We start from the raw sequence: 25,131 nt of genomic DNA, 5'->3' as shown, positions 1-25,131 counted from the left end.
TTCACAGCAGCAGGGACAATCACATTCTTTTTTTGTCTTGCACGTACAGCGTTCACAAGGACATTCTTTCGTTACCAAAAAAGACACCTCCTTTTAAGCAATTGTTATTATTCATCGTTACCAAAACACTGAATTCCATACATATATGATAGAGAGTACCCTCGATTTATTTGAAAGGGTCATAGTACGGAATGAGGAATGGCTGTCCAATGAAAGAATTACAAATAAGACAAAAAATATCCATTTGTTTACAAATAAAAAAGAATAAGGTAATATATGTAATTGTAGGATCGAATGAATGGGGAGGAATTGTAGATGAAAAAATTGATATTACCCTTTTTCTTGCTATCTATGAGTTTGTTTATTGCTGCGTGCAGTAGCGATGAAGGTAGTACCGAAGAAAAAGAGACAAACACCGAAGCAACAGAAGAAAAGGCAAATTCGGACGAGATGGAGATGAAATCCGCTCTATTAGACTATCAAAAGGAGATCATCAACACAGTGAACGCCAATGATTCAGCTATTTACACTTTTGAATCAGCCAAAGCAAAAGAAGAAGATAAACCAAGTGCCGAAGAGATTGCCAAACTTAAAACCGAGGCTGAAACAGCTGCTAAAACTGTAGCAGAAGACGTTAATGGACTAGAAGTACCTTCAGAACTCGATTCAAAGAAGGATGAAATTCAAGGGGCATTGGATGACCTTGCAAAATCTTATGAAACAAGAGCTGCCAATCTTTCAGACGAACCAAATGCAGAATACACAGCATCTGATGAACAATTCGCGTCATTTGAAGAAAAAATGGCTGCTATCTACGAAGAAGCAGGATTGAGCAAGCCTAGTTTTGCAGCTGATATTGTAGATTAATAGCATAAAAAAAATATAGATAAAACTCAGATCTTTGACTCATTCGGGCGAAACCTCGGTTTCGCCCGCTTTCCAGCAAAGCTGGAAAGTAGCCCGTGAGGAAAGGCAGGCAGGATCAAATGCATTTGATCCTGCCTGCCTTTCCTCACGGGCTAAATGAGTCAAAAATCGATAAAAAACAGGACTGCATCCGCGGTCCTATTTTTTTATGCCTTCATAAAAGTTTGCTCTTGGAAACATTGTTCACCTCTTCATATTAAGATTGCTTCACTAAAGAAGGTTGCTATAGACCCACATGGGAAGGGGTTGCTATGATATTCAGGTACATATCAAATGTGGAGGATTATGATAGTGAATCAAGAAAAATATGATCAGTTGAAATTGGGAGAGCGTGGTGCAGTTATAAGCATCATTGCCTATATTATATTATCAATCATTAAATTTCTCATTGGCACAACAGCCGGTTCAGAAGCATTACGTGCAGATGGATTGAATAATGCCACGGATATCGTTGCATCCGTTGCGGTATTTATCGGACTAAGGTATTCGAGGAAGCCAGCCGATCAAGATCATCCATATGGCCATTGGAAAGCGGAAAGTGTAGCCTCTTTACTGGCTTCCTTTATTATGATGGTGGTGGGGATACAGGTACTTTACAATGCTATCCAATCGGTATTTGATGGGAAAACCCAGGCACCGGACCTTATTTCCGCATGGACTGGTATAGGTGCAGCAGTGGTCATGTATCTTGTCTATAGATACAACAAAAAATTAGCACAGAAAATCAATAGTCAATCCCTTATGGCTGCAGCAAAAGATAATCTTTCAGATGCTTGGGTAAGCATCGGTACGGTGATCGGAATCATTGGTGCTCAATTTTATCTGCCCTGGTTGGATCCCCTCACAGCCGTCATTGTCGGTGTTCTCATATGTAAAACCGCGTGGGGCATTTTCATAGAAGCTTCCCATTACCTAACGGATGGATTCAATGAAGAGCTTATAGAATCTTACGAAAAGACTGTCCTCAATCTCCCAGGAGTTAAAGGTGTTAAAGATATTCGCGCAAGAAATTATGGAAATAACACCGTTGTCGATGTTGTGATCCTGGTAAGGTCAACCCTGGATATAAAACAGGCACATGATATTTCAAGTGAAGTAGAAGAAGAATTGATGGATAAGCATGAGGTGTATGATGTGCATGTTCATGTGGAACCGAATTAAGAATTGATGGAAGACATGGACGGACGATTCACCTATCGAATATACAAGTTAATTTCATTTCACCTATACCCATAAAAAGATCCGGTTTCGGGTCTTTTTTTAGTTTCCATTTTAACTCGAGGAGTGTGCTTACAACCTATTTCTCCTGAAAGGTCATGAATATCTTGGATGATAATGGTAAAATAGATAGGGGATAGGGGGATTAGTATACTTCCCTATATTTCTTGCCCGGCAGTCCTGAATACATAGGAGATGATCATCATAAACCGTTATTTTATACAAAAACAACTTCAGCAAATACACATTACGGAATGGGGGAACCCTGAGAAACCCGTGATCTTTTGTCTTCATGGCTTGGGGAGTACATGCCTCAGCTTTATTGAAATAGCCCACGATTTAAAGGAAGACTATAGAATCATTTCCATCGATGCACCTGGTCATGGAAAGACGACTCCATTTAAATCTGGTGAAGAATATGAAATGAATAGGATGTCCGAATGGCTGAATGAAGTGATTGAAATTCTTGATATTGACACATTCTATTTCCTGTCTCATTCATGGGGTAGCTTTGTCTCTCTTTTTTATGCAGCCAAATACCCCGAAAAGATCAGAGAATTGATGTTGATCGATGGAGGTTATCAGGGAAAACGTCATTCCATTCAAACCGTAGAAGAAGAAGTCGCTTATTATGAAGAAGACTTTGAGCAGGCTTGGGACACATGGGAAGATTTCCTCGCCCTCGTTAAGAGTGAAACATTAAGCTGGTCTTCATCAAAGATGGAGGCAGCTCAAGATCTTTTCCTTTATGATAACCAGCAATATAAGTGGCATGCCCGCGGAGAAACAGCTGGTCACATCATCCGTGCCGTGCACAAAGATGAGGTTGAGGATATTTATCACAAAATCAGAAAACCCGCTTTATTATTAAGAGCATCTCTTCCAGAAAGCCTTTCTGAAATCCGTAAAAAGACAGCCGACCTATTAATGTTCAAGACCAAGGGAGAAGTAAAGTGCATTCCCGGTACGACCCATCTTCTTCATTGGGACCGCCCTGAAATTGTAGTAAGGGAAATAAGACAGCGTTGGAAATAAGTAAAGGAGGAATCACTTTATGATTCTATTAAAAACGATGACAGAGACCGCATATCGTGAATGGCTAGAAGAGTCCATCAAGGAATATGCAAAAGAAAAAACAAAGGCAGGTAACTTCAAAAAAGAAACGTCAAACGAACAAGCAGAGCAGGAATTCAATCAGCTATTACCTGAGGGAAGGGAAACCAAAGATCATTATTTGTTCATCCTGTTTCATGAAGAGAGCAAGGAAATAGTAGGTAACTTATGGTTTCATTTAAAAAATGAACCCCGGGAAATATTTATATATGATATTAAGATCCATGAGAGCAAAAGGGGTTCAGGATTTGGGAAGGCAGCTTTAACGGCGTTGGACTCATTTGCAAGAGAGAAAGGTATTACCAAAATATCCCTCCATGTATTCGGTCATAACAAAACAGCTATATCCTTGTATCAAAAAACAGGTTATGAAGTAACAAATGTGTTAATGTCCAAATCGCTTTAAACAAAAGGGCACCTGTTCATTCGGTGTCCTTTTCCACATAGAGGAGGATCTTTTGCCATGTCTGCTGTAATAGATATATATTTTTCATTGGAACTTCATGGCTACTGATTGTGCTCTCATAACATATTTTAAGGAAAAGAAGGTAGTGACTTTGATGAGAGAGGTTAAATATGCACAATTATCGGATTTGCAACCGATTGTTGCGATTGATCAACAAGTCATCGGGCATCCAAACAGAAGGGAAGAAATCCAAAGAGCGATAAGGGAGCAGGGATGTCTAGTGGTTAAAAGGGAAGGAAAGGCTACGGGTTTCCTCCTATTCAATACCCAGTTTTTTGAGAACACATTTGTCTCCCTTATCATCATCGCTCCTGAGGAGAGGAGAAAAGGATATGCGTCTTCCCTGTTGACTTATTTTGAGAAGATTTCCCCAACAGAAAAAATCTTTTCATCTACTAATCAGTCAAACATCGAGATGCAAAAGGTTTTCAAGAAAAATGGATACACTCCAAGCGGAATGATTGAAAACCTGGACCTCGGCGATCCCGAACTGATTTATTTCAAGAATAAGGAAGACAAGTATAATCCGGACAAATAGTAATAATATTGGAGGACCGATATTGATGATTATAGTTTTAGCTGTGTTCCTTCTGATCTTCTCGTATGATTTCACGAAATTCAGGAAGCAGAATCAGACGATGATCGAGCAGAATGAAAGAATCATTTCACTACTTGAGGACATTAAGAAAGAAAATACATGAAAGAATGGCTCGCAGAGGATAGCGAGCCATTCTTCTATACAATTGAAATAAAGTCCTCATCCACGCTTTCAACACCCTGGTCAAACGTCAGCTTAGTCTTGAACAAGTAACGGACGCCATCTTGAGAACGAGGGACTCCCACAGGAATTCGGTAGGTAAATGATAGTTTATTGCGTTCATCTGCCCGGATAATATCCGATTGTAATACCGTGGTCGAATCAATGAGTTTCTCTTTTTTTCCATTCTTATCGAACATTACCAAATCACATTCTACCCGCTTCAGCTTTTGTTCGATAATACCACCCTCTAAAAAGAAGTAACCATGCAAGGGCTCTCCTTGTTTAAATGAAGTTTTAGGCAGCACAAGATCAATCTTCGCAGATCCGACACCGAAAAGGGACATGTATTTACGCAGTAACATTAGGCTTGCTCCTTTTGTGAAGTTGTATATTTCTTATCGATTTTTTCTTCGATTCTGTCCATCTCCCGTCGACTTCTTATCATTTCTTTTTTGTTCTCTTCTATTAATCGAGAGAGGTTTGATTTTAACTTTTTCATTGTTCATTACTTCCTTTCAAAGTGAATAAATAAAGAAAAGACCTTTACCAATGATGGTAAAGGTCTTTTCTGGACATATATCAGCCTTCACCAACTGGTAAAGGTCTCGCTAACAACATGGTTGTCAATAAAGCCGAGAGCATACACTCTGTAATGACGACTTTATTGTTACAGCTACTCCCCTTTAGGAGAATATTAAATTATGAAACCATCATAATCGATACGGTGATAGATGTCAAAGAATATGAGGAAATTAAACCATTTCATCATTTCAGACTCCATGCAGGAATCCGCAGTATGAAAAGAGAAATAGTGGGTTAGGAAGAAAAGGTAAAAGGAGCTGGTCATATGTATGAATTGAAAACAAAACAAAATGATGCGAGCGTCATTGAATTTATTGAGGGAGTGGAAAATCCTAATAAAAAGGAGGATGCTTATAGGCTGCTCGATATTTTCAGTGAAGCAACAGGCTTTGAAGCAAAGATGTGGGGGTCCAGTATTATCGGATTCGGTTCTTATCATTATAAATATAAAACGGGTCACGAGGGAGATGCTCCATTAGTGGGGTTTTCACCTAGAAAGGCCAAGATAAGCTTATACTTTGCCACAGGTGACTCTGAAAGAGAGAAACTCTTGGAGTCATTCGGGAAGCATACATCCGGTAAAGCGTGTGTGTACATAAATAAAGTAGCAGACATTGATGAATCGGTGTTAAAGCAATTGATTCATCAGTCTGTGACCTTTTTACAACGAACGTATCCTGACAGTGACTAAGTTTTTTATAGGGAATCAGTCCGTTTCTGCGACTAATTCCCTATTTTTTTCGATTAGAAGCTTTTCATTTGTGTTTCGAAGTAATATCCTATATTATTAATCTTGAATTAAGACTATCATGGTTCAAGATAAATGATTTCAAATCATTTCAAAACCTTGATAAGGATCATTTCACATACAGAAAGGGACGATTCAACATGACGAAGGTATTATATATTACAGCACATCCACACGATGACACACAATCTTACAGCATGGCTGTAGGGAAGGCATTTATCGATACGTATAAAGAAGCAAATCCTGGTCACGAAGTGGTTACTTTGGACTTGTATAAAGAAAACATCCCACAAATCGATGCTGACGTATTCAGCGGCTGGGGTAAATTGCAATCCGGGAAAGGATTCGAAGAACTTTCTAAAGAAGAGCAAGCAAAAGTTGGCCGACTTGGTGAATTATCCGATCAGTTTGTCGACGCTGATAAATATATTTTCGTTACACCATTTTGGAACTTCTCATTCCCTCCAGTAATGAAAGCATATATCGACTCTGTTTCAGTGGCAGGTAAAGCCTTCAAATACACGGAGCAGGGACCGGTTGGACTTCTAACAGATAAAAAAGCTCTTCACATTCAAGCACGTGGAGGAATCTACTCAGAGGGTCCGGCAGCCGCAATGGAAATGGGACACCGCTACCTGGAAGTGATGATGCAATTCTATGGCGTTCCTTCATTCGAAGGATTATTTGTAGAAGGACATGCAGCAATGCCTGATAAAGCAACCGAAATCAAAGAGAATGCAATTGCAAGAGCAAAGGATTTAGCACAAACATTTTAATAATAGAGAGAGTCAACCATTGTGTTGGCTCTTTTTTATTTCCATTTATTTGAACTTTTTTTAAAAAAACATGAAACTCCAGCCTCGTTTCATTCGTATAGAGAAGAAAGGGAGTGGAAAAAATGAAGGATCAAGAATTTATTGATATTGTGTTAGGGGAAGAGGAATCACTCGCAGCGCTGTTGCAAAGGATCGTGACCCAAAAGAGGGAAGAATTAGGGACGCATGCCGTTTATGTTCAAGAAATTGTTTCTACATATGACAATGGCTTCACGGTTATTCTTGAAATCAGCCGCAGTACTTACTAGATGAAAGAGGGAAAACATTAAAAAGAGACCCCGGTACAGTACCAGGGTCTACAATTATCATTCATTATCTTTTTATGAACATTTGAGTCCAATAATGACCGTACGATCCACCTTTCACATATCCTACTCCAATTTCTGTATAAGTCGGGGAGAGGATATTTTTTCTATGACCTTCGCTGTTCATCCACGCTTCTACCACTTCAGATGGAGTCCTTTGACCTGCAGCGATATTTTCTCCTGCTGCCTGGTAGGAAATCCCGAAATCCTTCATCATTTGGAATGGGGATCCGTATGTCGGGGATGTATGGCTGAAGTAGTTCTCCGCGATCATGTCTTCCGACTTATAGCGAGCGACACGGGACAACTCCCAATTTTCCTTCAATGGGGGTAAACCCACTCTTGAACGCTCCATGTTCACGATTTTCACTACTTCATATGTATAACTTTCAGCAGTGGCATTTGCTCCTGGGATATTTAAGCTTTGACCAGGATAAATCATATTCGGGTTACTGATCCCGGGGTTTGCTGAAATCAGCTCGGATACTCCAACCTGATGTTTCACGGCAATCTTCCACATCGTATCCCCATAAGTGACCGTGTAGGTACCAGCAGCGGCAACTTTGGAAGAATGTCCAAATCCAATGACAAAAGTGACAGACAATAATAAGATGGATAAAAGTTTTAAAGTTTTCATAGTTTTATTGAAATATAATTCTGTTAATTTTAAAACAGGTAGTTGTTACCACTATGGAGGGAAACCCGTGTTATCAACATATAGTAAATTTTACTAGGATCATTCGACGGTTACTTTCTAATCAGAACAGAACAAATTAATCCCATATTATGGTCTTCCTTTGATATACTTATGATTACAGACGTTTTAATGATGTTTAGATAGGCGAGATATACACTAAAGGAGTGTAGTAAATGAATTGGTTGAATTGGAACGACCTTTTAGCTCCGTCCAACCCATATGCGGCTGTTTTCTTCGGAATCATCCTCAGCGTAGTAGTTGCCTTCAGTATCTGGGTTGAAACCAAACAAATACGGACCCTTTTCCTTGCAATTGTCTCAGGTGGATTGACCACCATCATCGGAGTCGGACTCCTCACAATGGTCGGATTCTATTAGGAAGGAGGAAATGATATGAAATCCCTTTTCTTAGTCATATTTGGCGCTATCCTCGGATGGGGAATTACAGGTTTTTTCACGAAAGGTTTTGAAACAGACTATCTGTTTATCCTGATCATAGGAATCGTGATTGGACACAGTCTAGGGAGGAAGAAGGAGAAACAAGAATACACAGAGTCAACCTGAAAGGCTAGACCAGCATTTATTGAGTTTTTAGAAGTGAAAGGGAAGTATACTCACATGAGCCCACTATTACTGAAAAACTATGACTTAATGTTATTTGATCTGGATGATACGCTGTTCGATCACTCAGCTGCTTTTAAAAGAGGAGTGTATGAGACCATCCGTCAGTTCCCTATTCTGAAGGAACTTGATCAATTTGAGTTTTTGAGAACATTTTCAAATCATCATCATCGTCTATGGCCGAGGTTTTCCTCAAACGAGTTGAATTTTCAGCAATTTTCGACCATGAGAATGGAGAACACTTTGGCAGATTTCAATGTAAGCGCCACTCCTTGGGTTTTACGACAGATAGTAAAGACTTTTCAAGCGGCCTATGTCCACTCAATCAAACCTGATACAGTGGTTAATAGGTTCCTATCCCACTTAAAGAAAAAAGTAAGGATTGGGATTGTTACAAATGGAACTGCGTTTAATGCGTATGAAAAGGTTGAGCGCCTGGAATTATCAGATATTTTTCCGGAGTCCTCCGTCATCATTTCTGAAAGAGTCGGTTTCTCCAAACCACATGTAGGGATATTTCAACATGTCCTCGATGTTTTTAATTCAGAGGCTGCCAGGACCCTTTTTATAGGTGACAACTATTTCACTGATATTTTAGGGGCTCATTCGATCGGAATGGATACTTTGTGGATTAATAAATATGACCGTGAGTCCCCAGGAGAGATTCACCCTGCCTATATGATAAAGCATGTGCTGGATCTGGAAGAATTAATCATCAGAGGAGAAAGGAAGACATCCGATGATAAGACCATCAGCAACTGAAGCAGCCAAACGATTCATCCACGAAAAATTCCCCACCTGTCAAGCCGCACTTCTCGGGGGAAGCGTGGTTCGAGGAGAAGAGACAGCAACTTCCGACCTTGATATTGTGGTCATCGATGAACGACTCCAAACTGAATACCGGGAATCCCTTATTTACTACGGATGGCCGATAGAAGTATTTGTACACAATTTAAAAACCCTCCGTCACTACTTCCAATCAGACTCTAAGCGTGCTCGCCCTTCCTTACCAAGGATGGTGTCTGAAGGAATTCCACTCACTGACCACCCAACCATCGACGCAATCAAACAAGAAGCGAATACCATTTTGAGGGACGGACCTCCTGAGTGGTCAGCGGAGACCATTCGGATGAAAAGATATTTTCTTACGGATGCCCTTGAAGATTTTATCGGCTCGACGAATAGAGGAGAAAGCATCTTCATCGCGAACTCCATAGGGGAATCACTTCATGAGTTTGTGCTGAGGACGAATCATCATTGGATAGGCTCTTCTAAATGGATTGTCCGTGCATTAAAAGAGTATGATCACCAATTTGCCAAGGAATATGTGCAAGCTTTCGAAGAATTTTATCGAAAAGATGATAAGAAGAAAGTAGTGAGACTGGTTGATTCTGTTCTCCAGGCTCACGGTGGAAGATTATTTGAAGGATTTTCGGTAGGAAAGAGATAACAACATTATAAAAGCCCTTCCGAAATAGAAGGGCTTACGTTCATATCAAAATCTGAAATTCATCATGATCGACGCTGTTGACGCCATCGTCAAAGACAAGTCGGGTGACGAACTTATATGAAACTGTTTCACTGCTTGGTGGAAATGCATCTGAAAGTCTGCACGAAAAGTGAATGGTGCGTTGTTCGTTTGCTTTCATCGTTGATGAGCTTAATATGGTATTCTGATGAAGAATAGAAGAACGATTATCGTCGTACTGTAAAAGATCTGTCTCAATCCTTTTTAACTTCTGCTCTACAGGACCGCCGGTGAGTTCATATTCACCCTTGATGACATCCCCTGGTCGAAACTCCTTCTTATTTAATACCAAATCAATCTTTGTTGCCCCAATACCGAACCTGCACATCAATTTACTAAACATAACAGCCTTCAACCTCTCAATCATCTAGTTACCAATTCTACGCAATAAAGAGAGCTTTGGTTTCATTTTTTATTGCTTTGAATACGACTATATTCTAAAAGAAATGGAACCACTTTGTCTATACTCCTTCTTCGACATTTTTCGCAGTTTCAAAAACCCCATACATATATCTCATATTCCTTATATTCCATCCACTTTTCACCATCAATACCCAATGAAGTAAAATTAATGGGTTTTATTCCATATAGAGGTAGAAATATAGTCGAAAATTCTATAAAATAGGACTAGAACATTATCATATTTTGGTAAAATACGAGCTTAAAAGGGGTTATTCAACTTGAAGGAAAAGAAGAAAAAGAAAAAAACCCATGTCCCATTGAGAATGAATTTACTGTTTATTTCGGTCTTTTTTCTATTTTCACTTCTGATTCTTCGTCTTGGAATTGTACAAATCGTGCAGGGAAACCATTATGAAGCAGAAGTCGCAAGAACTGAAAATGTGAAGTCCCATAATGGAACACCTCCAAGAGGGAAAATTTATGACCGTTACCGTAATGTCATTGTCGACAACGTACCGCTCAATGCCATTACGTACACGCGAACACAAACGACTAAGCCTAAAGAGATGCTTAAGGTAGCGGAGAAATTGGCTGAATTGATTGAAATGGATACAAATAAAATTACAGATCGTGACAAGCAGGACTTTTGGCTTCTCACTCATCCTGATAAAGCGGAAAAGCTTGTTTCAAAAGAAGAAATCAAGAAGCTCGAAGATGATGAAGAATTGGTCGAGGATGAGAGAAACAAGAAGATTTACGGTATGCAGCTTGAGAGAATCACCGAAGCAGACATCAACTCTTTTTCCACACAGCAAATGGAAGTCCTGGCTATCTTCCGTGAGTTCAATACGGGATATGCCTTGAGTCCACAGATCATCAAAAATAAAGATGTTTCAATGGAAGAGATGGCGAGGGTGAGTGAGCGTTTATCTGAGATGCCCGGTGTGAACGTGACTACTGACTGGGAAAGAAAGTATGTGAATGATAGTACGCTGAGAACCATTCTGGGTAGGGTTTCCACCTCACAACAAGGGTTGCCAAGCGAACTTGTAAAAGAATATAAAGCTCAAGGGTACGCTTTGAATGATCGGGTTGGAACGAGTTATTTTGAATCAGAGTATGAAAACGTCCTTAAAGGACAAAAAGAGGAAATCGAGTATACTACTAAAAATGGAAGCGTACTGGATACTCAGCTCGTCAGCGAGGGTCATAGCGGCAAGGATGTCGTATTGACAATTGACCTGCAACTTCAGAAAGAAATTGAAAAGATTGTAGAAGAAGAGCTTAGTAAACAAGCGTCGAAATATTGGGAATCTCCGTTTTTGGACCGTGCATTTGTCGTCATGATGGATCCGCACACAGGTGAGATCCTCTCCATGGTAGGAAAGAAGTATGGTAAGGATGAAAACGGAAAGACGGAACTACAGGATTATGCTTTAGGAACGTATACTTCTGAATATGGGGTAGGATCTGCTGTAAAGGGTGCTACTGTGTTGACAGGGTATATGACTGGGGCGTTGAATGTTGGGGATGTTTTGTATGATGAAGCGATTGCAATAAAGGGGACTCCCGTTAAACGATCATGGTTTAACCTTTCAAGAGGGCCTATTTACTTAAATGATATAGATGCCCTGGAGATCTCTTCAAACGCGTACATGTTTAAAACAGCAATCAAAATTGCAGGTGGGGTATACAGAAAAGACCAGCCAATTGATATGGATCCAAAAGCATTTGATACTATGCGAAATTATTATAGTCAATTCGGGCTTGGTGTGAAGACGGGCATTGATCTCCCAGGGGAAGTAGAAGGATTAAAAGGGACCGGAAGAAAGCCCGGTATGTTAATGGATTTCGCCATTGGACAATACGATTTGTATACACCAATGCAACTTGTGCAATATGCATCTACAATCGCCAACGGAGGTTTCAGGATGGAACCTCACCTAATGAAAGAAGTTCGGGAACCAAGTCAGGAGAGGGATAAGGTTGGGCCTTTGATTTACGAAAATGATGTTCAGGTCTTAAATCGAATTGATGCAACGGAAAGACAAATCCAACAAGTCCAGCGAGGCTTCTATCAAGTTGCTCATGGTGCAAATGGAACAGCTAATAATTTTAGGACAGCTCCTTATGATGCCGCAGCAAAATCCGGTACAGCAGAAGCATTTTACTATAGTCCTTCGAAAAAAAAACAATACAAAACCTTTAACACGACTTTAATCGGCTATGCACCATATAACAATCCTGAAGTAGCATTCTCAGTGGTTCTCCCGTATTCACATCAGGATAAAGACCCATATGTAAACAAGACCATAGCCAAAAGAGCCATGGATAAATACTTCGAACTAAAAAAGCAAAATGAAAAACAAGGATACTACAACTCCTCAACGGAAGAGAAAGTCCGGAATGCCGATCAGCTTGAAAACACAGAAGAACCGGATACCACAGAAGAATAATATTTGCCAAATATGAAACCTACTGCTTCTTTAAACGTAAGTATATGTAAGGAAAGTATTCCTAATGGAGGTGTAATGCACATGCTATGGTGGATTATAGGCATTGCCATTATTTTCGGTATAATAAGTGGTCTTCTAAGACGGAAATTCTCTCAGAATACATTTGAAGCAGGCAATCAACACGAAAGTCAACTACAGGAAGAAGAACGTGTGAAAGCTAGCAGCTGGTTTACCGGAGGACAGTGAATGGGAAATGTCAGGAAAAAGCTTCCTGGCATTTTTTAGTGGGATCCAAACCCCACTGGTCGAACAATCGAGAGGAACCAGGAAAGAATCCATTATACGCTGTGAGCTATGGTAAAATAAGTTAAAATGCTCCATTTAAATATGGAAGAAATCTTGGATTATGTCTTCGATTGAACCCAGAAGGAATTAGGAGGGAAGAATGTGATCAAATCCGAACAGGACATATTGGATTTAATAGGTAATGATTCCTGGATGATGAACATCCTTAAAACCGCACAAACCCTTCATCTGCCCGACTGGTGGATTTGTGCAGGGTTTGTAAGGACGAAAGTGTGGGATGCACTGCATGGGCACTCCGACAGAACGAACCTGTCGGATATTGATGTCGTGTACTTTGATGCATCAAATACAAATGAACAATTTGAAAAACATTTAGAATCCAAATTGAAGGATAAAGCTCCTGACGAACCCTGGTCTGTGAAAAACCAGGCAAGGATGCATATTATTAATGGAGAAGAGCCATATACCTCTACAATCGATGCCGTTTCCCGTTTTCCGGAGACTGCTACCTCTATTGCACTGAAGCTGAACGAGAAGAATGAACTTATTTTAGTTGCACCATGGGGGATAGAAGACTTGACCTCTCTTCAAATAAAGCCGACCCCACCCTTTAAAGAGAAAGAGGCACTGTCTTCCATATATGAAAAAAGGGTGCAGGAAAAGCAGTGGGATAAGAAATGGCCAAAGGTGAAAGTCCAAGGGATAAATTAAGGGACGGACCTCAATTTGACACCTTATTTAAGGGTGGATCCCTTGATAAATAAAGATTTTAATCAAAAAATAGAGCATTTATTGAGGTCCGTCCCTCAAAGGAGAGAAGTAGGTTATGTCTATTAAATATTGGTCTCAAGTAGGAATTGGAATGCTTGTACTCGGTTTTTCGACTTTGGTTTCTTGGTATGAGGGGAGTGCATTACTGGATCATTCCTGGGAATGGAGGTATTCGGCTCCATTAAGTGAGATGGTTCATGGAAGTGTAACGAATTCGAATGATATTGTTACCCTTGATTTCTTTGTATATGCAGCTAAGTTCTCGCCACTTTACCCTGGAATGATGATAATCAGTGCCAGCTATCTATTAATATTGTTTGGATTTAGAGTATTTAAGCAAGCGGGATTCCGGATTTGCCTGGCTTTAATGGGCATGATCTACCTTGCGTTAAGTTTTATCATTTCCTCTTCACCAACTACAGGCGGCAACGCATTATTTTGGTTGTTGCTATCGGCGGGGGCATTGATGATAGTAGCAGCGAGTCTCATTCACGTAGTTCCATTCTTACGATTAAGAAGACCTTTCAACCAAAATTAATAGGAATACATTTGAACTAGAGGGACGGACCTCAAAACATCGCAATATTTCAGGGCGAATCCCTAACCAGCATGCGTTTCACCCATGAAGTAGATAGATTTTCGAGGTCCGTCCCTAAACCGTAACGTTTAACTGTACGGTTTTATTAAAATGCAGTATACTACTCTAGAGGTGATCACTTGGGAAGTTGTATCGAATAGGCGAGCTATCGAAGTTAAGTGAAGTATCCAAGCGAACCATAGACTATTACACAAAAATGGGATTATTGAAGTGCGACCGGTCCCATAATAATTATCGATACTATCATGAAGAGTCATTAGCCGACTTGAAACTGATTGAACAATGTCAGCAAATGAAAATGACCTTGCATGAAATCAAAGATCGTATGATTTTATTGAAGTCCCATCAGATCGATCAATCGGTGCTTGAAAAGCAGGTAAAGCATATACGAAATGAAATGAAGCATTTGCATAATGAATTACATGAAGTCCTGCAGGTGATGGATACACTAGGGGATGAAGATCGAAAGCGCATGTTGAAGCAGGTTTCCCCACAGGCTTTGGCCTTATTTCAAACATTAATGGTTTTTTCTGGTTGATCCAGCATAATAGATAAGCAATTACAGGAGAGTGACTTTTTTTTGGACGATATACCACTGAATTCATTAGTATTACTAGGAGCATTAATCCTTTTATCTGCCTTTTTCTCATCGGCGGAAACGGCTTACTCAAGCGTCAATAAGATTAGACTTAAGAATTTCGTAAGTGAAGGAAGAAGAGGAAGCATTAAAGCGCATTATATTGCTGAGAATTTTGATAAAGCCCTGTCTACGATATTAGTCGGGAACAATATCGTGAACATCGCGGCAGCAAGTATTTCAGCAAAGCTTGCGACAGATATTTTCGGAGGAAACACGGGTCTTATCATCAGTACGTTTGTCATGACGCTGTTAATTCTGATTTTCGGTGAAATTCTCCCGAAATCATTGGCTAAAGAAAACGCAGAAACATATTCCCTGACCATATCCGGCGTGCTATTTTTCTTAATCAAGGTCCTTACACCGATCAACTTCTTTTTTATTAAATTAAAGGAGTTGGTATCGAAATTCTTCTCAAAAGATCACGAGATGCCGTCTGTCACAGAGGAAGAGTTAAAGGTGATGCTCGATATTAGTGAAGAAGAAGGAGTCATCGATAAAGAAGAAAGGGAGTTGATTCACCGCTCCATGGACTTTGATGATATCCTTGCTACCGAGGTTTTGACGCCTAGGATCGATGTGATGGCCGTTGAGGTGAACCAGCCGATAGAAGAAATCAAAGAAATGTTCTTTGAAGAACGGTTTTCGAGGGTTCCAGTATATGAGGATCATATCGATAACATTATCGGAATTCTCTCTGAAAAAGAGTTCTTCACACACTTGATTAAGTTCGGTGAAGTGAACATCCGGGAATTGATCCGTGAACCGATGTTTGTATTTGAATCGGTTAAAATCTCTTCTCTTCTTACTAAGCTTCAAAAGAACAATGTGCATATGGCCATTGTAGTGGATGAATTTGGTGGAACCACCGGAATCATCACCCTTGAAGATATCCTGGAAGAGATTGTAGGGGAAATCTGGGATGAGCAAGATGAGAAAACTCATTCCATGAGGAAAATCAGCGATAAAGAATATCGATTCGATTCCCAATATCAATTGGATGAATTCACAGAGTTACTCGACGTACCAGAGCCTGAAAGCTCTTATCATACAATTGGGGGATGGGTCGTTGAAAGCTTCGAAGACCTCCCATCAGAAGGCGACAGCTTCGATTATGAAAACTTGAAGGTGAGCGTCGAAGAAGTGGATAACCGCCGGGTACGCACAATTAAGGTGGAAATCTTAGAAGAAAAAACCGGAGACCTGGTTTAAAATACGCTAAAAAAACAGGCTTCTAAGCCTGTTTTTTTATACGCAATCGAAAGGAGCTGTAACATGCGTCAAGAAGAAACGAAAGAGGCTCTCTTAAAGGAACTTAAGATTGTCAATGAATGGACAGATGATCAAAAAGGATTGTGGTTCTGGGAGAAACTCGGTAGGATTCCATTTATGATTCTTGATCGGATCACCCCTCAAATGGTACATAATAAAATCGGACAAGCCTTGGATGAAATAGGGAGCTACATACAAAAAGGCGGGAGTCACCTGACAAGTGAGAAGGAAGTCTTAAATCGATTCATCCAAAAAACGGGAGAGACTGGTTTAACCCTAAAGAAAATTGAAGCTCTTCCCCTTAACTATATGGATCAAGTGAGCGAAGGAATCGTGGGTATGAGGAAAAAGGTGGCGATGACTCAAGGTGCCACTACAGGTATCGGTGGTTTTCTGACATTAAGTATCGATATCCCATTCATTCTGGGCATATCACTTAAAACCCTTCAAGAAATAGCCTTGTGCTACGGTTATGATCCCAATGATCAAGAAGAGCGCATTTTTATCATCAAATGCCTCCAATTTGTTTCATCAGACATTGTAGGTAAACAAGCTATATTACAAGAACTGGAGGACTTTAATGGGGAAAAGAAGGATAAAAGAGAGCAAACCCTTTCCCAGCTGCAGGGGTGGAGGGAAGTGATGATCAGCTTTCGTGACAACTTCGGATGGAAAAAACTCTTTCAAATGATTCCTATCGCCGGTATCCTGTTCGGATCCTTCATCAATAAATCCATGATCAAAGACATAGGAGAGACCGGTCGCATGCTCTACCGTAAGAGAAGGATCCTCGCGAAACTGGAAGAGGGACGGACCTCGAATTAACATACCATCTCCATGAGGAATTCAGGTTTCATGCGGATTCTTAATCGCATCTGGAGCATTTAAAGAGGTCCGTCCCTCAATAAATGAAAAAAGGACCTCCAACTTGGAAGTCCCTTTTTTCATTATTCTTCTTCATTCTTATCTTTATTAAACCAAAGCGGCTCATTATTATCCTCTTCGCCATTATAATTAATAAGCAGTTCTTCTCCGGCTTGAATATCTTTATACGCATAAAAGTCGAAAGTATGATTATCAAAATTGATTTCGTAAGTCGTATTGGGTGTATATGAATGGTTGAACAACATTCCGTATCCTAGTAGAAGTGCTGTGTGATTGATTCCGTATTCAAATACATAATCCGCCAGGAACGTCTTCTCGATATGCTCATGTTCCTCGTTAGGGTATGGGATGACTGGTGCTTCATGAACCAGCTCTCCTTTAGTTATATCTCTTTTTGCAAAAACTCCACGATTAAGATCTCCGTCGCTAAGAGACGATAGTTTTACTTCTATCATTATGCCACCTGCTTTCTAAATCCTTGACTAAATAAGTTTGACACGAACGGGATAGAAAAGCAAACCCTAAATCCAACTCAATCATTAACGATTGATTTATCCGTTAGAAGAGATTACCGAAAAAATCCTGAATGCCGCGCGCACTTCTGACAATCCAGCTCGCTTTCTTTACGGATTCTGCCGCATAAACATCCACCTTATATGCTGAAGACTTATTGTCAAAGATATATTCTTCTTTTTCTTTTGTATCGATAACCATTTCCCCGATCTTTTCTCCTTTTTCAATAGGAGCAATAAGGGACCCATCCTCGTTGACTTTTTTTTCATCGAGATTCAGTTTGGTTTTCACCTTGTCTTTTTCCTCATCCGTTAAGCGGATAGAGAGAGGTTTGTCGACCTTAATTGTCACTTCCTGCTCTTTCCCATTCGGAACCGGTATGGTATGCTTCTTTTTCTTTTCGATGCTATCCAAGTCATAGTTTACAGTCTTAAATTCATCAAAACCGTAATCGAGGAGTTCTCTCGCTTGAATAAATCGTTCTGCACTGCTTGGCTGACCGTATTCATCCTTTGCGTCAAGAATGACAGTAATGTAACGGACCCCATTTCTTTTTGCCGTCCCGGTAAAGGTGGAACCGGCGAAGGGAGTCGTGCCTGTCTTCAGGCCATCTGCACCTTTGTAATGATAGGATTTACCCTTTAATAGGCCATTTGTGTTTTTCATGACCAGTTCTTCACTTGTCCCGGGTCTGAATACTTTTGAAGTGAGGCTTGATGTTTCCAATACTTCAGGGAAATCATGAAGGAGGTAATAGGCAAGGGTTGCCATATCTTCCGCTGATACCACATTCTCATCATTCACATCGGTTCCTTCAGGATACATCCCCAGCATATCGTAGTTACTGAGCCCGGAGGAATTGACGAATTGATAATGTTCAAAGCCAAGTTCCTTCCCTTTGGCATTCATCATCTTCACAAATTCCCCTTCCGAACCAGCCACCACCTCAGAAAGCGCAATCGCGGCACCATTACCGGACTTGATGACCATCGCATCGTACAATTCCCTTACCGTATATTCTTCACCTGCTCTTAATGGAACATTGCTTAATCCGGGAGCATTGGCTAATTGATATACCTTATCGCTTACTTTATACGTTTGATCCCATGTTATTTTCCCTTTTTCAATCGCTTCTAACACAAGGTACTCCGTCATCATTTTCGTCATGCTGGCAATACCGAGTGCCTTGTCTTCATGTTCACTATAAACAATCTTACCTGTATCTGCTTCTACTAATATTGCAGCATCTGCATTGATTTCTACTGTTGATTTACCATGTGCCGTCTGCTGAAAAGGCGTCATCGCCATAAATGATATCATCAAAACCGCCAGGCTTTGTTTCACCGTCTTCTTTTCCAAAATAGTACCTCCATAAACCCAATTTTACGCAACCAAATCATTCTACCATACAAACCTCCCAAACACCCCAAATCCCATGAACCTTTTCAAATCGTTCAAATTATTGTAAATAATTGTTGTACTGAGGGACGGACCTCCATCTATCAAACTGGGTTTACCATAATATGATTAGAGAAGGTCCGTCCCTCAAAATGGAAAATAATTCTTGTCCCCACTCTACCATTCTGGTAAAATCGGGTAAACCACTGGGAGGGGATAGAGATGATTACATACCCATTACTTAAGAGACATTCTACTGTGGGCTTGACCGCACCTTCCTCAGGCGTGCCAGATGAGCTCCACGATTTGCTGAAGAAAGCGATAACTAAAATGGAAGAAGAGGGGTACAGCATAGAGTGTGGTGAAACCGTTTGGAAGCAGCACAAAGCAAAGTCTGCTCCGGCAACGGAAAGAGCATCCGAATTAAATAGAATGCTTCAGGATGATTCGATTTCACTCATCATTCCGCCCTGGGGAGGAGAACTCCTCATAGAAGTGCTCGAATTAATCGACTATCAACATATCAAGCCTAAGTGGGTGCTCGGATATTCCGATATTAGTGCCCTTTTATTTGCATTAACTTTAAAGACAGGAATGGCCACGGCACATGGGACCAACCTCATTGACTTGAGAGGAGAGGTTACTGATCCAACGACTAAACAATGGGAAGGTGTCCTTTCCACAGAAAAAGGCTCAACAGTAACCCAATTATCATCCCAAAAGTATCAAAAAGAATGGAATCATGGAGAGCCTTCACCACAAGTGTTTCATTTAACGGAGCCCACGGTCTGGAAAACCATCGGAGACAGGAAGGTAGAAATGGATGGCCGGGTCCTCGGAGGCTGCATCGATGTGATCAGAAACCTTATCGGCACACCATTCGGGGATGTGGCTTCTTTCAGGAAAAAATATATAGTCGATGAACCGATCATTTGGTATTTCGAAAACTGTGAGATAAATACGGCAGATTTACGCCGTACACTCGTACAAATGAAACTTGCAGGATGGTTAGACCATTCTTCAGGTCTGCTTTTCGGAAGAAGTGCCGCTAATACTCCAGTGGATGGCTATTCAGCAGAAGATGTGTATCATGAAATCGCCAGCGAGTTACAAATCCCGGTGGTATATGATATCGACTGTGGTCATCAGCCGCCCCAGATTACCTTCATCAATGGGGCATACGGAAAAGTAGAAGTCCATGATGGAAAAGGGAAGGTAACGCAAACCTTCCGATAATCATTCCATTTGAGGGTCGGACCTTCATGGAGCAGTAGCAGTTTACCATAATTATAAGTATGAAGGTCCGTCCCTCTTAAAAAGCGGCCACACACCGCATTACGAAGAAGGAGACCGCTTCAAAGAATTTCATGAATATCCATAATCTCACAAATCAAAGATAAAGATAAGGAGCAATGTAGATGTTTACCTATCAATTAAGCGATAAACTGGAATTAAGACTACTTGATGTACAAGACGCAGAAAGGTTATTCGAACTGACAGATGGATCCCGCTCTTATTTACGGGAGTGGCTCCCTTGGGTAGACTACTCTAAAACACTGGAGGATTCAAAGGAGTTCATTAAGGCGACCCGCTTGGGCTTTGCCAATAATAAGAGTTTGACGACTGCAATCGTTTATCAAAATGAAATCGTAGGTATTGCGGGTTTCAATGAACTGAATTGGTCTAATAAAGTCGCCTATATCGGCTATTGGCTGGGTGAGGGCTATCAAGGGAAAGGTATCATGACGACCGTGGCTAAAGGGTTGACGAGCTACGCCTTTGATTATTATAAAATGAATAAAGTCGAGATAACCGCTGCTGAATTTAACCATCGGAGCCGTAGCATCCCCGAAAGACTCGGATTTGTAGAAGAAGGGAAGCTCCGACAAAGAGAGTGGCTTTACGATCACTATGTAGATCATGTTGTCTATGGAATGTTAGCCGAGGAATGGGTAAAAGCGTGAAGCAAGTGGGATACCTGGCAGAGGAACTGGTTTCCTGGGTGGAAGATATCAAAGATCAAAATGGAAGCTCTGCTGGCGCGCTCTATATTCTTAAAGATAATCATGTAGTGGTAGAGCATTATAGTGGACGTCACTCCCATGCTGTGGATGCGAGAAATGTCCGAGCCGATTCACAATTCAATGTGGCATCTGCCCGAAAGAGCTATTTAGGACTTGCCGTTTCCTTTGCATTATATGATAAATACATTGAGAGTCTTGACGATCCTATTTGTGAATATATGCCTGAAATGGATTCAAAAATGGTCATCGGTACGACCATCCGGCACCTTGTCACTCATTCCCACGGACTTCATATCGATGAGAAGGGCAATTGGTACAGAGAATTTGAGCCAGGGACCGGCTGGGCTTATCGTAACATAGGCGTGGAGATCTTGACCGAATTGATTCAGCGACTTTATGGAAAAGGGTTTCCTCAGCTATTGGAAGAACGGATATTCTCTCGTATCGGATTAAAAGAAACTGGCTGGCGGACAGAACCTGCCGCAAACCTTGTGAACATTATCGGAGAAGTAACGGAACCGTCTCTTTCAGGACTGGGGACGACCAATGATGGTACTGAAAAAAATTTATTCGTTTCCGCGCGGGAGTTTGCCCTATGGGGACAACTGCACATGCAAAAGGGCAGGATGAACGGTGAACAGATTGTTCCATCCCAGGTGATCGAGTTATCCACCTCGATTCAAAATGGTGTTTATCATGACTCGTCCCTTCCAGATAACGGCCTTTTCTGGTATGTACAAGGAGATGCGCGGTCGAGAAGTGAAATGGGGGAAAGGGTACCCCGTGATTCGTATCAAATACTTGGAGTTACTGGCCCGACGCTTCTTGTCATCCCATCTTTAAACGTTGTGGTAGCAAAGATGTATAATAAGCGTTATAACTACGGTGGGGAGGACTATCTCCATTATTTAAGAGAGTTCAGCAATAAAGTAGCGGATTTATTTATGGATAGCCAGCAACCATGGCTATAACGGAATACTAAATATGGGAATGAATTTCCATATAGTAGGGTACACTATGACCAATCATTTGTATCATACTATGGGGGGATCCCATGTTTCATATTGCCGTGATTGTATTGGTTGTTCTTAGTTCCTTGAAATGGGGATCTTGGAGTAGGTGGAGGGAGTTTCTTCCCACCATCTACTATTTTAGTTTTTTCAATATGTTTTATCAGTATATCAGCTATACAGTGAAGGCCGTGTGGGAATTAGACGGTTTTTTTGTCAATATGTTTGTGACGGATACGCTTTATACAATGGTTGCTTATCCTTGCCTTGTCGTTCTTTTTTTGAGCCATTACCCTGAAGAATGGAGAATAAAGATCGTCTATTATCTGAAATATATCGGTGTAGCCACATTGACTGAATGGGCTGCGGGGAAAACCGATTCCATAGAATATTTTGAAGGATGGAATCTATGGTGGACGATACTTTTTTATTGCATTATGTTCCCAATGCTACGACTTCACTACCTCAACCCTGTAAAGGCATTTATTGTATCCATTTTCGTGGTGACTTTCCTTTTGTTCAGCTTCGATTATCATGTATTATGAAAAACGGTGAATCTCTCGTTTGAGAACCACCGTTTTTGGGATGATGAAATTATGACTCCCGGTACACATTCAACCAAAGAAGAACTATAAAAACAAAACCATCAACTCTTCATCGTAGTATTCCTCATTATATTTCAATGCTCTCTTTTCAGTTCCATATGGTTTAAATCCACACGAATGATAAAGTCCTTTTGCTTTTTCATTCGTGGTGACGACTGTGATCATCAGCTGTTCAATTCCTTCTGTTTCCTTTGCAAGATTTATGGCCGCTTCCAGCAGTCGCCTAGCCAATCCTTTCCCCCTTTGTGTCGGGGTCACATACATAGCATAAATGGAAGCTTTATGGTTCATTTTCAATGCCGCTTCCCGCACCATCGTAGCAGCCCCTGACAGTCTTCCCTCAACAAAACAGCCAAACGTGAAACTGTCTTCGCTTGAAAGCCTTTTTTCTGTCATTTCAATTGGATTTGGACGCTCGAACGCCTCTTCATAGCTGCTGCCAAAACTTGAGGGACTCTGTTTTAGCATCTCTAACCTAAGGTTCCAATATTCGTCTGCATGTGACTCATTAAGCAATCTGATTTCCATTATTTTCTGATATCCTTTCCATTACGTGATATGATGATAGGAGAATCGCTTTGATTTCGTCTATGCAAAAGTGTTCGACACATTTTTAATAAACCCTTTAAAATCTACTTTTTATCGGAGGAGTTCCAATGAAAAATTGCCTCGGCTGCCGACTTGGCAATGATAAAGAGAGTGTATATATCATTTATGAGAATGAACATGTCACATGCTTACTGGATCATGTTCCCCATCATGCAGGTCACACACTGATCCTTCCAAAGAAACATAAGGTGGAAGTGACAGAACTGGATGAAGAGGAAAGTCTCTCAGTTATGAGGGCTTCTCAATTGGTTGCACGTACGATTCATGCATTATTTGAACCGAATGGAGTGACAATTTGCCAAAATGGTGGAATCTATAGTGAATTGACTCATTATCACATGCATGTCATTCCACGTAATGAAGAAGCAGATCAATTTGGTGAGATGTATTATGGACAAGCCCAGGTAGATGAACCCTCCGAATCCTTGGAGGACACTCACAAAAAAATGAAGACCTACATCACTAGATTACTGGAATAGGAGAATTCAGAATGACTATACATAAACAATTTCAAGAAAAAGTAAAACAATATGCAGAGCTGGCTATTAAGGTCGGAGTGAATATACAAGCAGATCAACCGCTTTGGATCTCAGCACCCCTCGGAACAGAAGACTTTGTTCGCATTGTCGTGAAGGAAGCCTATCTTGCTGGCGCAAGAATCGTACATGTTCAATGGTATGATGAAGAAATTATGAGAATGCATTATGAAATGGCACCGGATGATGTGTTCTATGAATATCCGAGCTGGCTGGCCGCTGCGCATGATTGGGTCGTGGATCTTAAAGGAGCGTTCCTGCAAATAGAGGCCAATGATCCGGATCTTCTGAAAGGTATCGATCCCGAGAGGATACTCAATTATGAGAAAGCGAGCGGGGATGCACTTGATCGGTTCTATGAAGCGATTGAGAAGGATGAAATCAGCTGGTCCATCGTCGCCATTCCCTCACAGAAATGGGCGGATAAAGTGTTTCCTGATCTACCGACATCAGAAAGAGTAGACAGTCTATGGGAACGGATTTTCACTTCCGTGCGCATCGATCAACCAGACCCTGTCTCTGCATGGAAATCCCATATCCAAACCTTGACCGATAAAGCCACCCAACTCAACTCACTTAATCTCGAAAGCCTTCGCTACAGCGCGACAGGGACGGACCTTTCAATTGAACTGCATGAAGATCATATTTGGCTTACCGGTGCGAGCAAGACCCCACAGGGAACCAACTTCATTGCCAATATGCCGACAGAAGAAGTATATACAGTCCCTATAAAAACAGGAGTGAACGGGACAGTAAGGAGTACTAAGCCCCTTGCTTACAATGGAAATGTGATAGACGGCTTCACCCTCACATTCGTTGATGGAGAAATTAAGGAAGTGTCCGCTGAAGAAGGGGAAGAAATCTTAAAAAAATTAATCGAAACCGATGAAGGAGCAGCTTACCTTGGTGAAGTGGCACTTGTTCCTCACCATTCACCCATTTCAAACTCCGGTGTCCTATTTTTCAATACGCTGTTTGATGAAAATGCATCTAATCATTTAGCGATCGGTTCCTCATATCCGACTTGTATAAAAGATGGGAACATCTTATCCGACGAAGAGCGGGAAGAAAAGGGACTCAATGAAAGTGTCGTACATGAAGATTTCATGATCGGTTCAGCTACTATGAATATCGAAGGGATCTGTCGCGATGGAAAAAAGATTGCCATTTTCCGAAATGGGAATTGGGCGATTTGAATGGCCTTTCGTTATGGGGATGGTTTAAAATGAAGAGTAGAAAAGAATAGAACAAACTATGGTATAATTTCTCCTTGTATAAACGTGCATATACCTATTAAGGAGTGAAAGAC

At 40.8% G+C, this 25,131-nt stretch carries 33 protein-coding genes; 26 read left to right on the top strand and 7 right to left on the bottom strand.

The window, feature by feature from the left end:
* Positions 1-315: 315 nt before the first annotated feature.
* The 6 genes from NQ095_RS03415 to NQ095_RS03390 all read left to right on the top strand — a co-directional run bounded on the left by NQ095_RS03415 (position 316) and on the right by NQ095_RS03390 (position 4,425).
* A complete protein-coding gene (locus NQ095_RS03415) occupies positions 316-867 on the top strand; it encodes a hypothetical protein (RefSeq protein WP_258262089.1) in 552 nt (183 codons plus the stop codon).
* Positions 868-1,218: 351 nt separating this feature from the next.
* Positions 1,219-2,088 (top strand): cation diffusion facilitator family transporter, encoded by an 870-nt coding sequence (locus tag NQ095_RS03410; RefSeq protein ID WP_309137606.1) that lies wholly within the window; start codon positions 1,219-1,221, stop codon positions 2,086-2,088.
* 261 nt (positions 2,089-2,349) lie between these two features.
* Positions 2,350-3,180, top strand: a complete 831-nt coding sequence (locus NQ095_RS03405; protein ID WP_258262211.1) for an alpha/beta fold hydrolase — start codon at positions 2,350-2,352, stop codon at positions 3,178-3,180.
* A 19-nt stretch (positions 3,181-3,199) separates the two neighbouring features.
* Complete coding sequence (locus tag NQ095_RS03400) at positions 3,200-3,664, top strand: GNAT family N-acetyltransferase (RefSeq protein ID WP_258262087.1); 465 nt, start codon at positions 3,200-3,202, stop codon at positions 3,662-3,664.
* Between the two features lie 154 nt (positions 3,665-3,818).
* On the top strand, positions 3,819-4,262 hold the full coding sequence (locus tag NQ095_RS03395) for a GNAT family N-acetyltransferase (RefSeq protein WP_258262086.1): 444 nt from the start codon (positions 3,819-3,821) through the stop codon (positions 4,260-4,262).
* Between the two features lie 25 nt (positions 4,263-4,287).
* On the top strand, positions 4,288-4,425 hold the full coding sequence (locus NQ095_RS03390) for a hypothetical protein (protein WP_258262085.1): 138 nt from the start codon (positions 4,288-4,290) through the stop codon (positions 4,423-4,425).
* Positions 4,426-4,459: 34 nt separating this feature from the next.
* Here NQ095_RS03390 and NQ095_RS03385 read toward each other — a convergent pair whose 3' ends face one another.
* Positions 4,460-4,846 carry a sporulation protein gene (locus NQ095_RS03385; protein ID WP_258262084.1) on the bottom strand — a complete coding sequence of 129 codons (387 nt, stop codon included), beginning with the start codon at positions 4,844-4,846 and terminating at the stop codon, positions 4,460-4,462.
* Positions 4,846-4,983, bottom strand: coding sequence for an FbpB family small basic protein (locus NQ095_RS03380; RefSeq protein ID WP_258262083.1), 138 nt, complete (start codon positions 4,981-4,983; stop codon positions 4,846-4,848). Before NQ095_RS03380 ends, NQ095_RS03385 begins: the two co-directional genes overlap by 1 nt.
* 348 nt (positions 4,984-5,331) lie before the next feature.
* On the opposite strand from NQ095_RS03380, the gene NQ095_RS03375 reads away from it, so the two are divergent.
* The 3 genes from NQ095_RS03375 to NQ095_RS03365 all read left to right on the top strand — a co-directional run bounded on the left by NQ095_RS03375 (position 5,332) and on the right by NQ095_RS03365 (position 6,898).
* A complete protein-coding gene (locus NQ095_RS03375) occupies positions 5,332-5,757 on the top strand; it encodes a DUF1801 domain-containing protein (protein ID WP_258262082.1) in 426 nt (141 codons plus the stop codon).
* Positions 5,758-5,954: 197 nt separating this feature from the next.
* Entirely contained in the window at positions 5,955-6,590 is a 636-nt protein-coding gene (locus tag NQ095_RS03370) for an FMN-dependent NADH-azoreductase (protein ID WP_258262081.1), read from the top strand.
* Between the two features lie 122 nt (positions 6,591-6,712).
* A complete protein-coding gene (locus tag NQ095_RS03365) occupies positions 6,713-6,898 on the top strand; it encodes a hypothetical protein (RefSeq protein ID WP_258262080.1) in 186 nt (61 codons plus the stop codon).
* Between the two features lie 64 nt (positions 6,899-6,962).
* Here the strand turns inward: NQ095_RS03365 and NQ095_RS03360 are convergent, their stop codons facing one another.
* A complete protein-coding gene (locus NQ095_RS03360; RefSeq protein WP_375162805.1) occupies positions 6,963-7,475 on the bottom strand; it encodes a CAP domain-containing protein in 513 nt (170 codons plus the stop codon).
* Between the two features lie 350 nt (positions 7,476-7,825).
* Between NQ095_RS03360 and NQ095_RS03355 the strand changes: the two genes are divergently transcribed.
* Genes NQ095_RS03355 through NQ095_RS03340 form a run of 4 tightly spaced genes read left to right on the top strand, consistent with a single transcriptional unit; the run spans position 7,826 to position 9,722 of the window.
* Positions 7,826-8,029 (top strand): hypothetical protein, encoded by a 204-nt coding sequence (locus NQ095_RS03355; protein ID WP_258262078.1) that lies wholly within the window; start codon positions 7,826-7,828, stop codon positions 8,027-8,029.
* 15 nt (positions 8,030-8,044) lie between these two features.
* On the top strand, positions 8,045-8,215 hold the full coding sequence (locus NQ095_RS03350; protein ID WP_258262077.1) for a tRNA U-34 5-methylaminomethyl-2-thiouridine biosynthesis protein: 171 nt from the start codon (positions 8,045-8,047) through the stop codon (positions 8,213-8,215).
* A gap of 54 nt (positions 8,216-8,269) precedes the next feature.
* Positions 8,270-9,034, top strand: a complete 765-nt coding sequence (locus tag NQ095_RS03345) for an HAD family hydrolase (protein ID WP_258262076.1) — start codon at positions 8,270-8,272, stop codon at positions 9,032-9,034.
* Positions 9,012-9,722: a nucleotidyltransferase domain-containing protein gene (locus NQ095_RS03340; RefSeq protein WP_258262075.1), complete on the top strand. Its 711-nt coding sequence runs from the start codon at positions 9,012-9,014 to the stop codon at positions 9,720-9,722. Before NQ095_RS03345 ends, NQ095_RS03340 begins: the two co-directional genes overlap by 23 nt.
* 40 nt (positions 9,723-9,762) lie before the next feature.
* On the opposite strand, the gene NQ095_RS03335 is transcribed toward NQ095_RS03340, so the two are convergent.
* Positions 9,763-10,143 (bottom strand): sporulation protein, encoded by a 381-nt coding sequence (locus tag NQ095_RS03335; protein ID WP_258262074.1) that lies wholly within the window; start codon positions 10,141-10,143, stop codon positions 9,763-9,765.
* A gap of 382 nt (positions 10,144-10,525) precedes the next feature.
* Here NQ095_RS03335 and NQ095_RS03330 point away from each other — a divergent pair, with 382 nt between their 5' ends.
* From NQ095_RS03330 to NQ095_RS03300, 7 genes are all read left to right on the top strand, one after another.
* The gene (locus NQ095_RS03330) at positions 10,526-12,658 is read left to right on the top strand and encodes a peptidoglycan D,D-transpeptidase FtsI family protein (RefSeq protein ID WP_258262210.1); all 2,133 of its coding nucleotides are present in this window, start codon (positions 10,526-10,528) and stop codon (positions 12,656-12,658) included.
* An 81-nt stretch (positions 12,659-12,739) separates the two neighbouring features.
* Positions 12,740-12,904: a hypothetical protein gene (locus NQ095_RS03325; protein WP_258262073.1), complete on the top strand. Its 165-nt coding sequence runs from the start codon at positions 12,740-12,742 to the stop codon at positions 12,902-12,904.
* Between the two features lie 252 nt (positions 12,905-13,156).
* A complete protein-coding gene (locus NQ095_RS03320) occupies positions 13,157-13,675 on the top strand; it encodes a nucleotidyltransferase family protein (RefSeq protein ID WP_258262209.1) in 519 nt (172 codons plus the stop codon).
* A 115-nt stretch (positions 13,676-13,790) separates the two neighbouring features.
* Positions 13,791-14,273 carry a YjdJ family protein gene (locus NQ095_RS03315; protein WP_258262072.1) on the top strand — a complete coding sequence of 161 codons (483 nt, stop codon included), beginning with the start codon at positions 13,791-13,793 and terminating at the stop codon, positions 14,271-14,273.
* 187 nt (positions 14,274-14,460) lie between these two features.
* Positions 14,461-14,871, top strand: a complete 411-nt coding sequence (locus NQ095_RS03310) for a MerR family transcriptional regulator (RefSeq protein WP_258262071.1) — start codon at positions 14,461-14,463, stop codon at positions 14,869-14,871.
* Positions 14,872-14,913: 42 nt separating this feature from the next.
* Complete coding sequence (locus tag NQ095_RS03305; RefSeq protein WP_258262070.1) at positions 14,914-16,182, top strand: hemolysin family protein; 1,269 nt, start codon at positions 14,914-14,916, stop codon at positions 16,180-16,182.
* A 63-nt stretch (positions 16,183-16,245) separates the two neighbouring features.
* Positions 16,246-17,067, top strand: coding sequence for an EcsC family protein (locus tag NQ095_RS03300; RefSeq protein WP_258262069.1), 822 nt, complete (start codon positions 16,246-16,248; stop codon positions 17,065-17,067).
* Positions 17,068-17,189: 122 nt separating this feature from the next.
* Here NQ095_RS03300 and NQ095_RS03295 read toward each other — a convergent pair whose 3' ends face one another.
* The gene (locus NQ095_RS03295; protein ID WP_258262068.1) at positions 17,190-17,582 is read right to left on the bottom strand and encodes an SET domain-containing protein; all 393 of its coding nucleotides are present in this window, start codon (positions 17,580-17,582) and stop codon (positions 17,190-17,192) included.
* A gap of 103 nt (positions 17,583-17,685) precedes the next feature.
* The gene (locus NQ095_RS03290; RefSeq protein WP_258262067.1) at positions 17,686-18,999 is read right to left on the bottom strand and encodes a D-alanyl-D-alanine carboxypeptidase family protein; all 1,314 of its coding nucleotides are present in this window, start codon (positions 18,997-18,999) and stop codon (positions 17,686-17,688) included.
* Positions 19,000-19,260: 261 nt separating this feature from the next.
* Here NQ095_RS03290 and NQ095_RS03285 point away from each other — a divergent pair, with 261 nt between their 5' ends.
* From NQ095_RS03285 to NQ095_RS03270, 4 genes are all read left to right on the top strand, one after another.
* Positions 19,261-20,274: a S66 family peptidase gene (locus NQ095_RS03285; protein WP_258262066.1), complete on the top strand. Its 1,014-nt coding sequence runs from the start codon at positions 19,261-19,263 to the stop codon at positions 20,272-20,274.
* Positions 20,275-20,456: 182 nt separating this feature from the next.
* Positions 20,457-21,002, top strand: coding sequence for a GNAT family N-acetyltransferase (locus NQ095_RS03280; RefSeq protein ID WP_258262065.1), 546 nt, complete (start codon positions 20,457-20,459; stop codon positions 21,000-21,002).
* Positions 20,999-22,033, top strand: a complete 1,035-nt coding sequence (locus tag NQ095_RS03275) for a serine hydrolase domain-containing protein (protein ID WP_375162800.1) — start codon at positions 20,999-21,001, stop codon at positions 22,031-22,033. Before NQ095_RS03280 ends, NQ095_RS03275 begins: the two co-directional genes overlap by 4 nt.
* 83 nt (positions 22,034-22,116) lie before the next feature.
* A complete protein-coding gene (locus NQ095_RS03270) occupies positions 22,117-22,617 on the top strand; it encodes a CBO0543 family protein (RefSeq protein WP_309137605.1) in 501 nt (166 codons plus the stop codon).
* An 84-nt stretch (positions 22,618-22,701) separates the two neighbouring features.
* Here the strand turns inward: NQ095_RS03270 and NQ095_RS03265 are convergent, their stop codons facing one another.
* The gene (locus NQ095_RS03265) at positions 22,702-23,205 is read right to left on the bottom strand and encodes a GNAT family N-acetyltransferase (RefSeq protein WP_258262062.1); all 504 of its coding nucleotides are present in this window, start codon (positions 23,203-23,205) and stop codon (positions 22,702-22,704) included.
* A gap of 128 nt (positions 23,206-23,333) precedes the next feature.
* Between NQ095_RS03265 and NQ095_RS03260 the strand changes: the two genes are divergently transcribed.
* Both NQ095_RS03260 and NQ095_RS03255 read left to right on the top strand, forming a co-directional pair.
* The gene (locus NQ095_RS03260) at positions 23,334-23,765 is read left to right on the top strand and encodes an HIT family protein (RefSeq protein WP_258262061.1); all 432 of its coding nucleotides are present in this window, start codon (positions 23,334-23,336) and stop codon (positions 23,763-23,765) included.
* Positions 23,766-23,776: 11 nt separating this feature from the next.
* Positions 23,777-25,018 (top strand): aminopeptidase, encoded by a 1,242-nt coding sequence (locus NQ095_RS03255; RefSeq protein ID WP_258262060.1) that lies wholly within the window; start codon positions 23,777-23,779, stop codon positions 25,016-25,018.
* The last annotated feature ends 113 nt before the right edge of the window (positions 25,019-25,131 follow it).

Origin of the sequence: Rossellomorea sp. SC111 (assembly GCF_024733565.1) — a bacterium.
Taxonomy (GTDB): domain Bacteria; phylum Bacillota; class Bacilli; order Bacillales; family Bacillaceae_B; genus Rossellomorea.
This window is presented reverse-complemented; position numbering and strand designations above follow the sequence as displayed.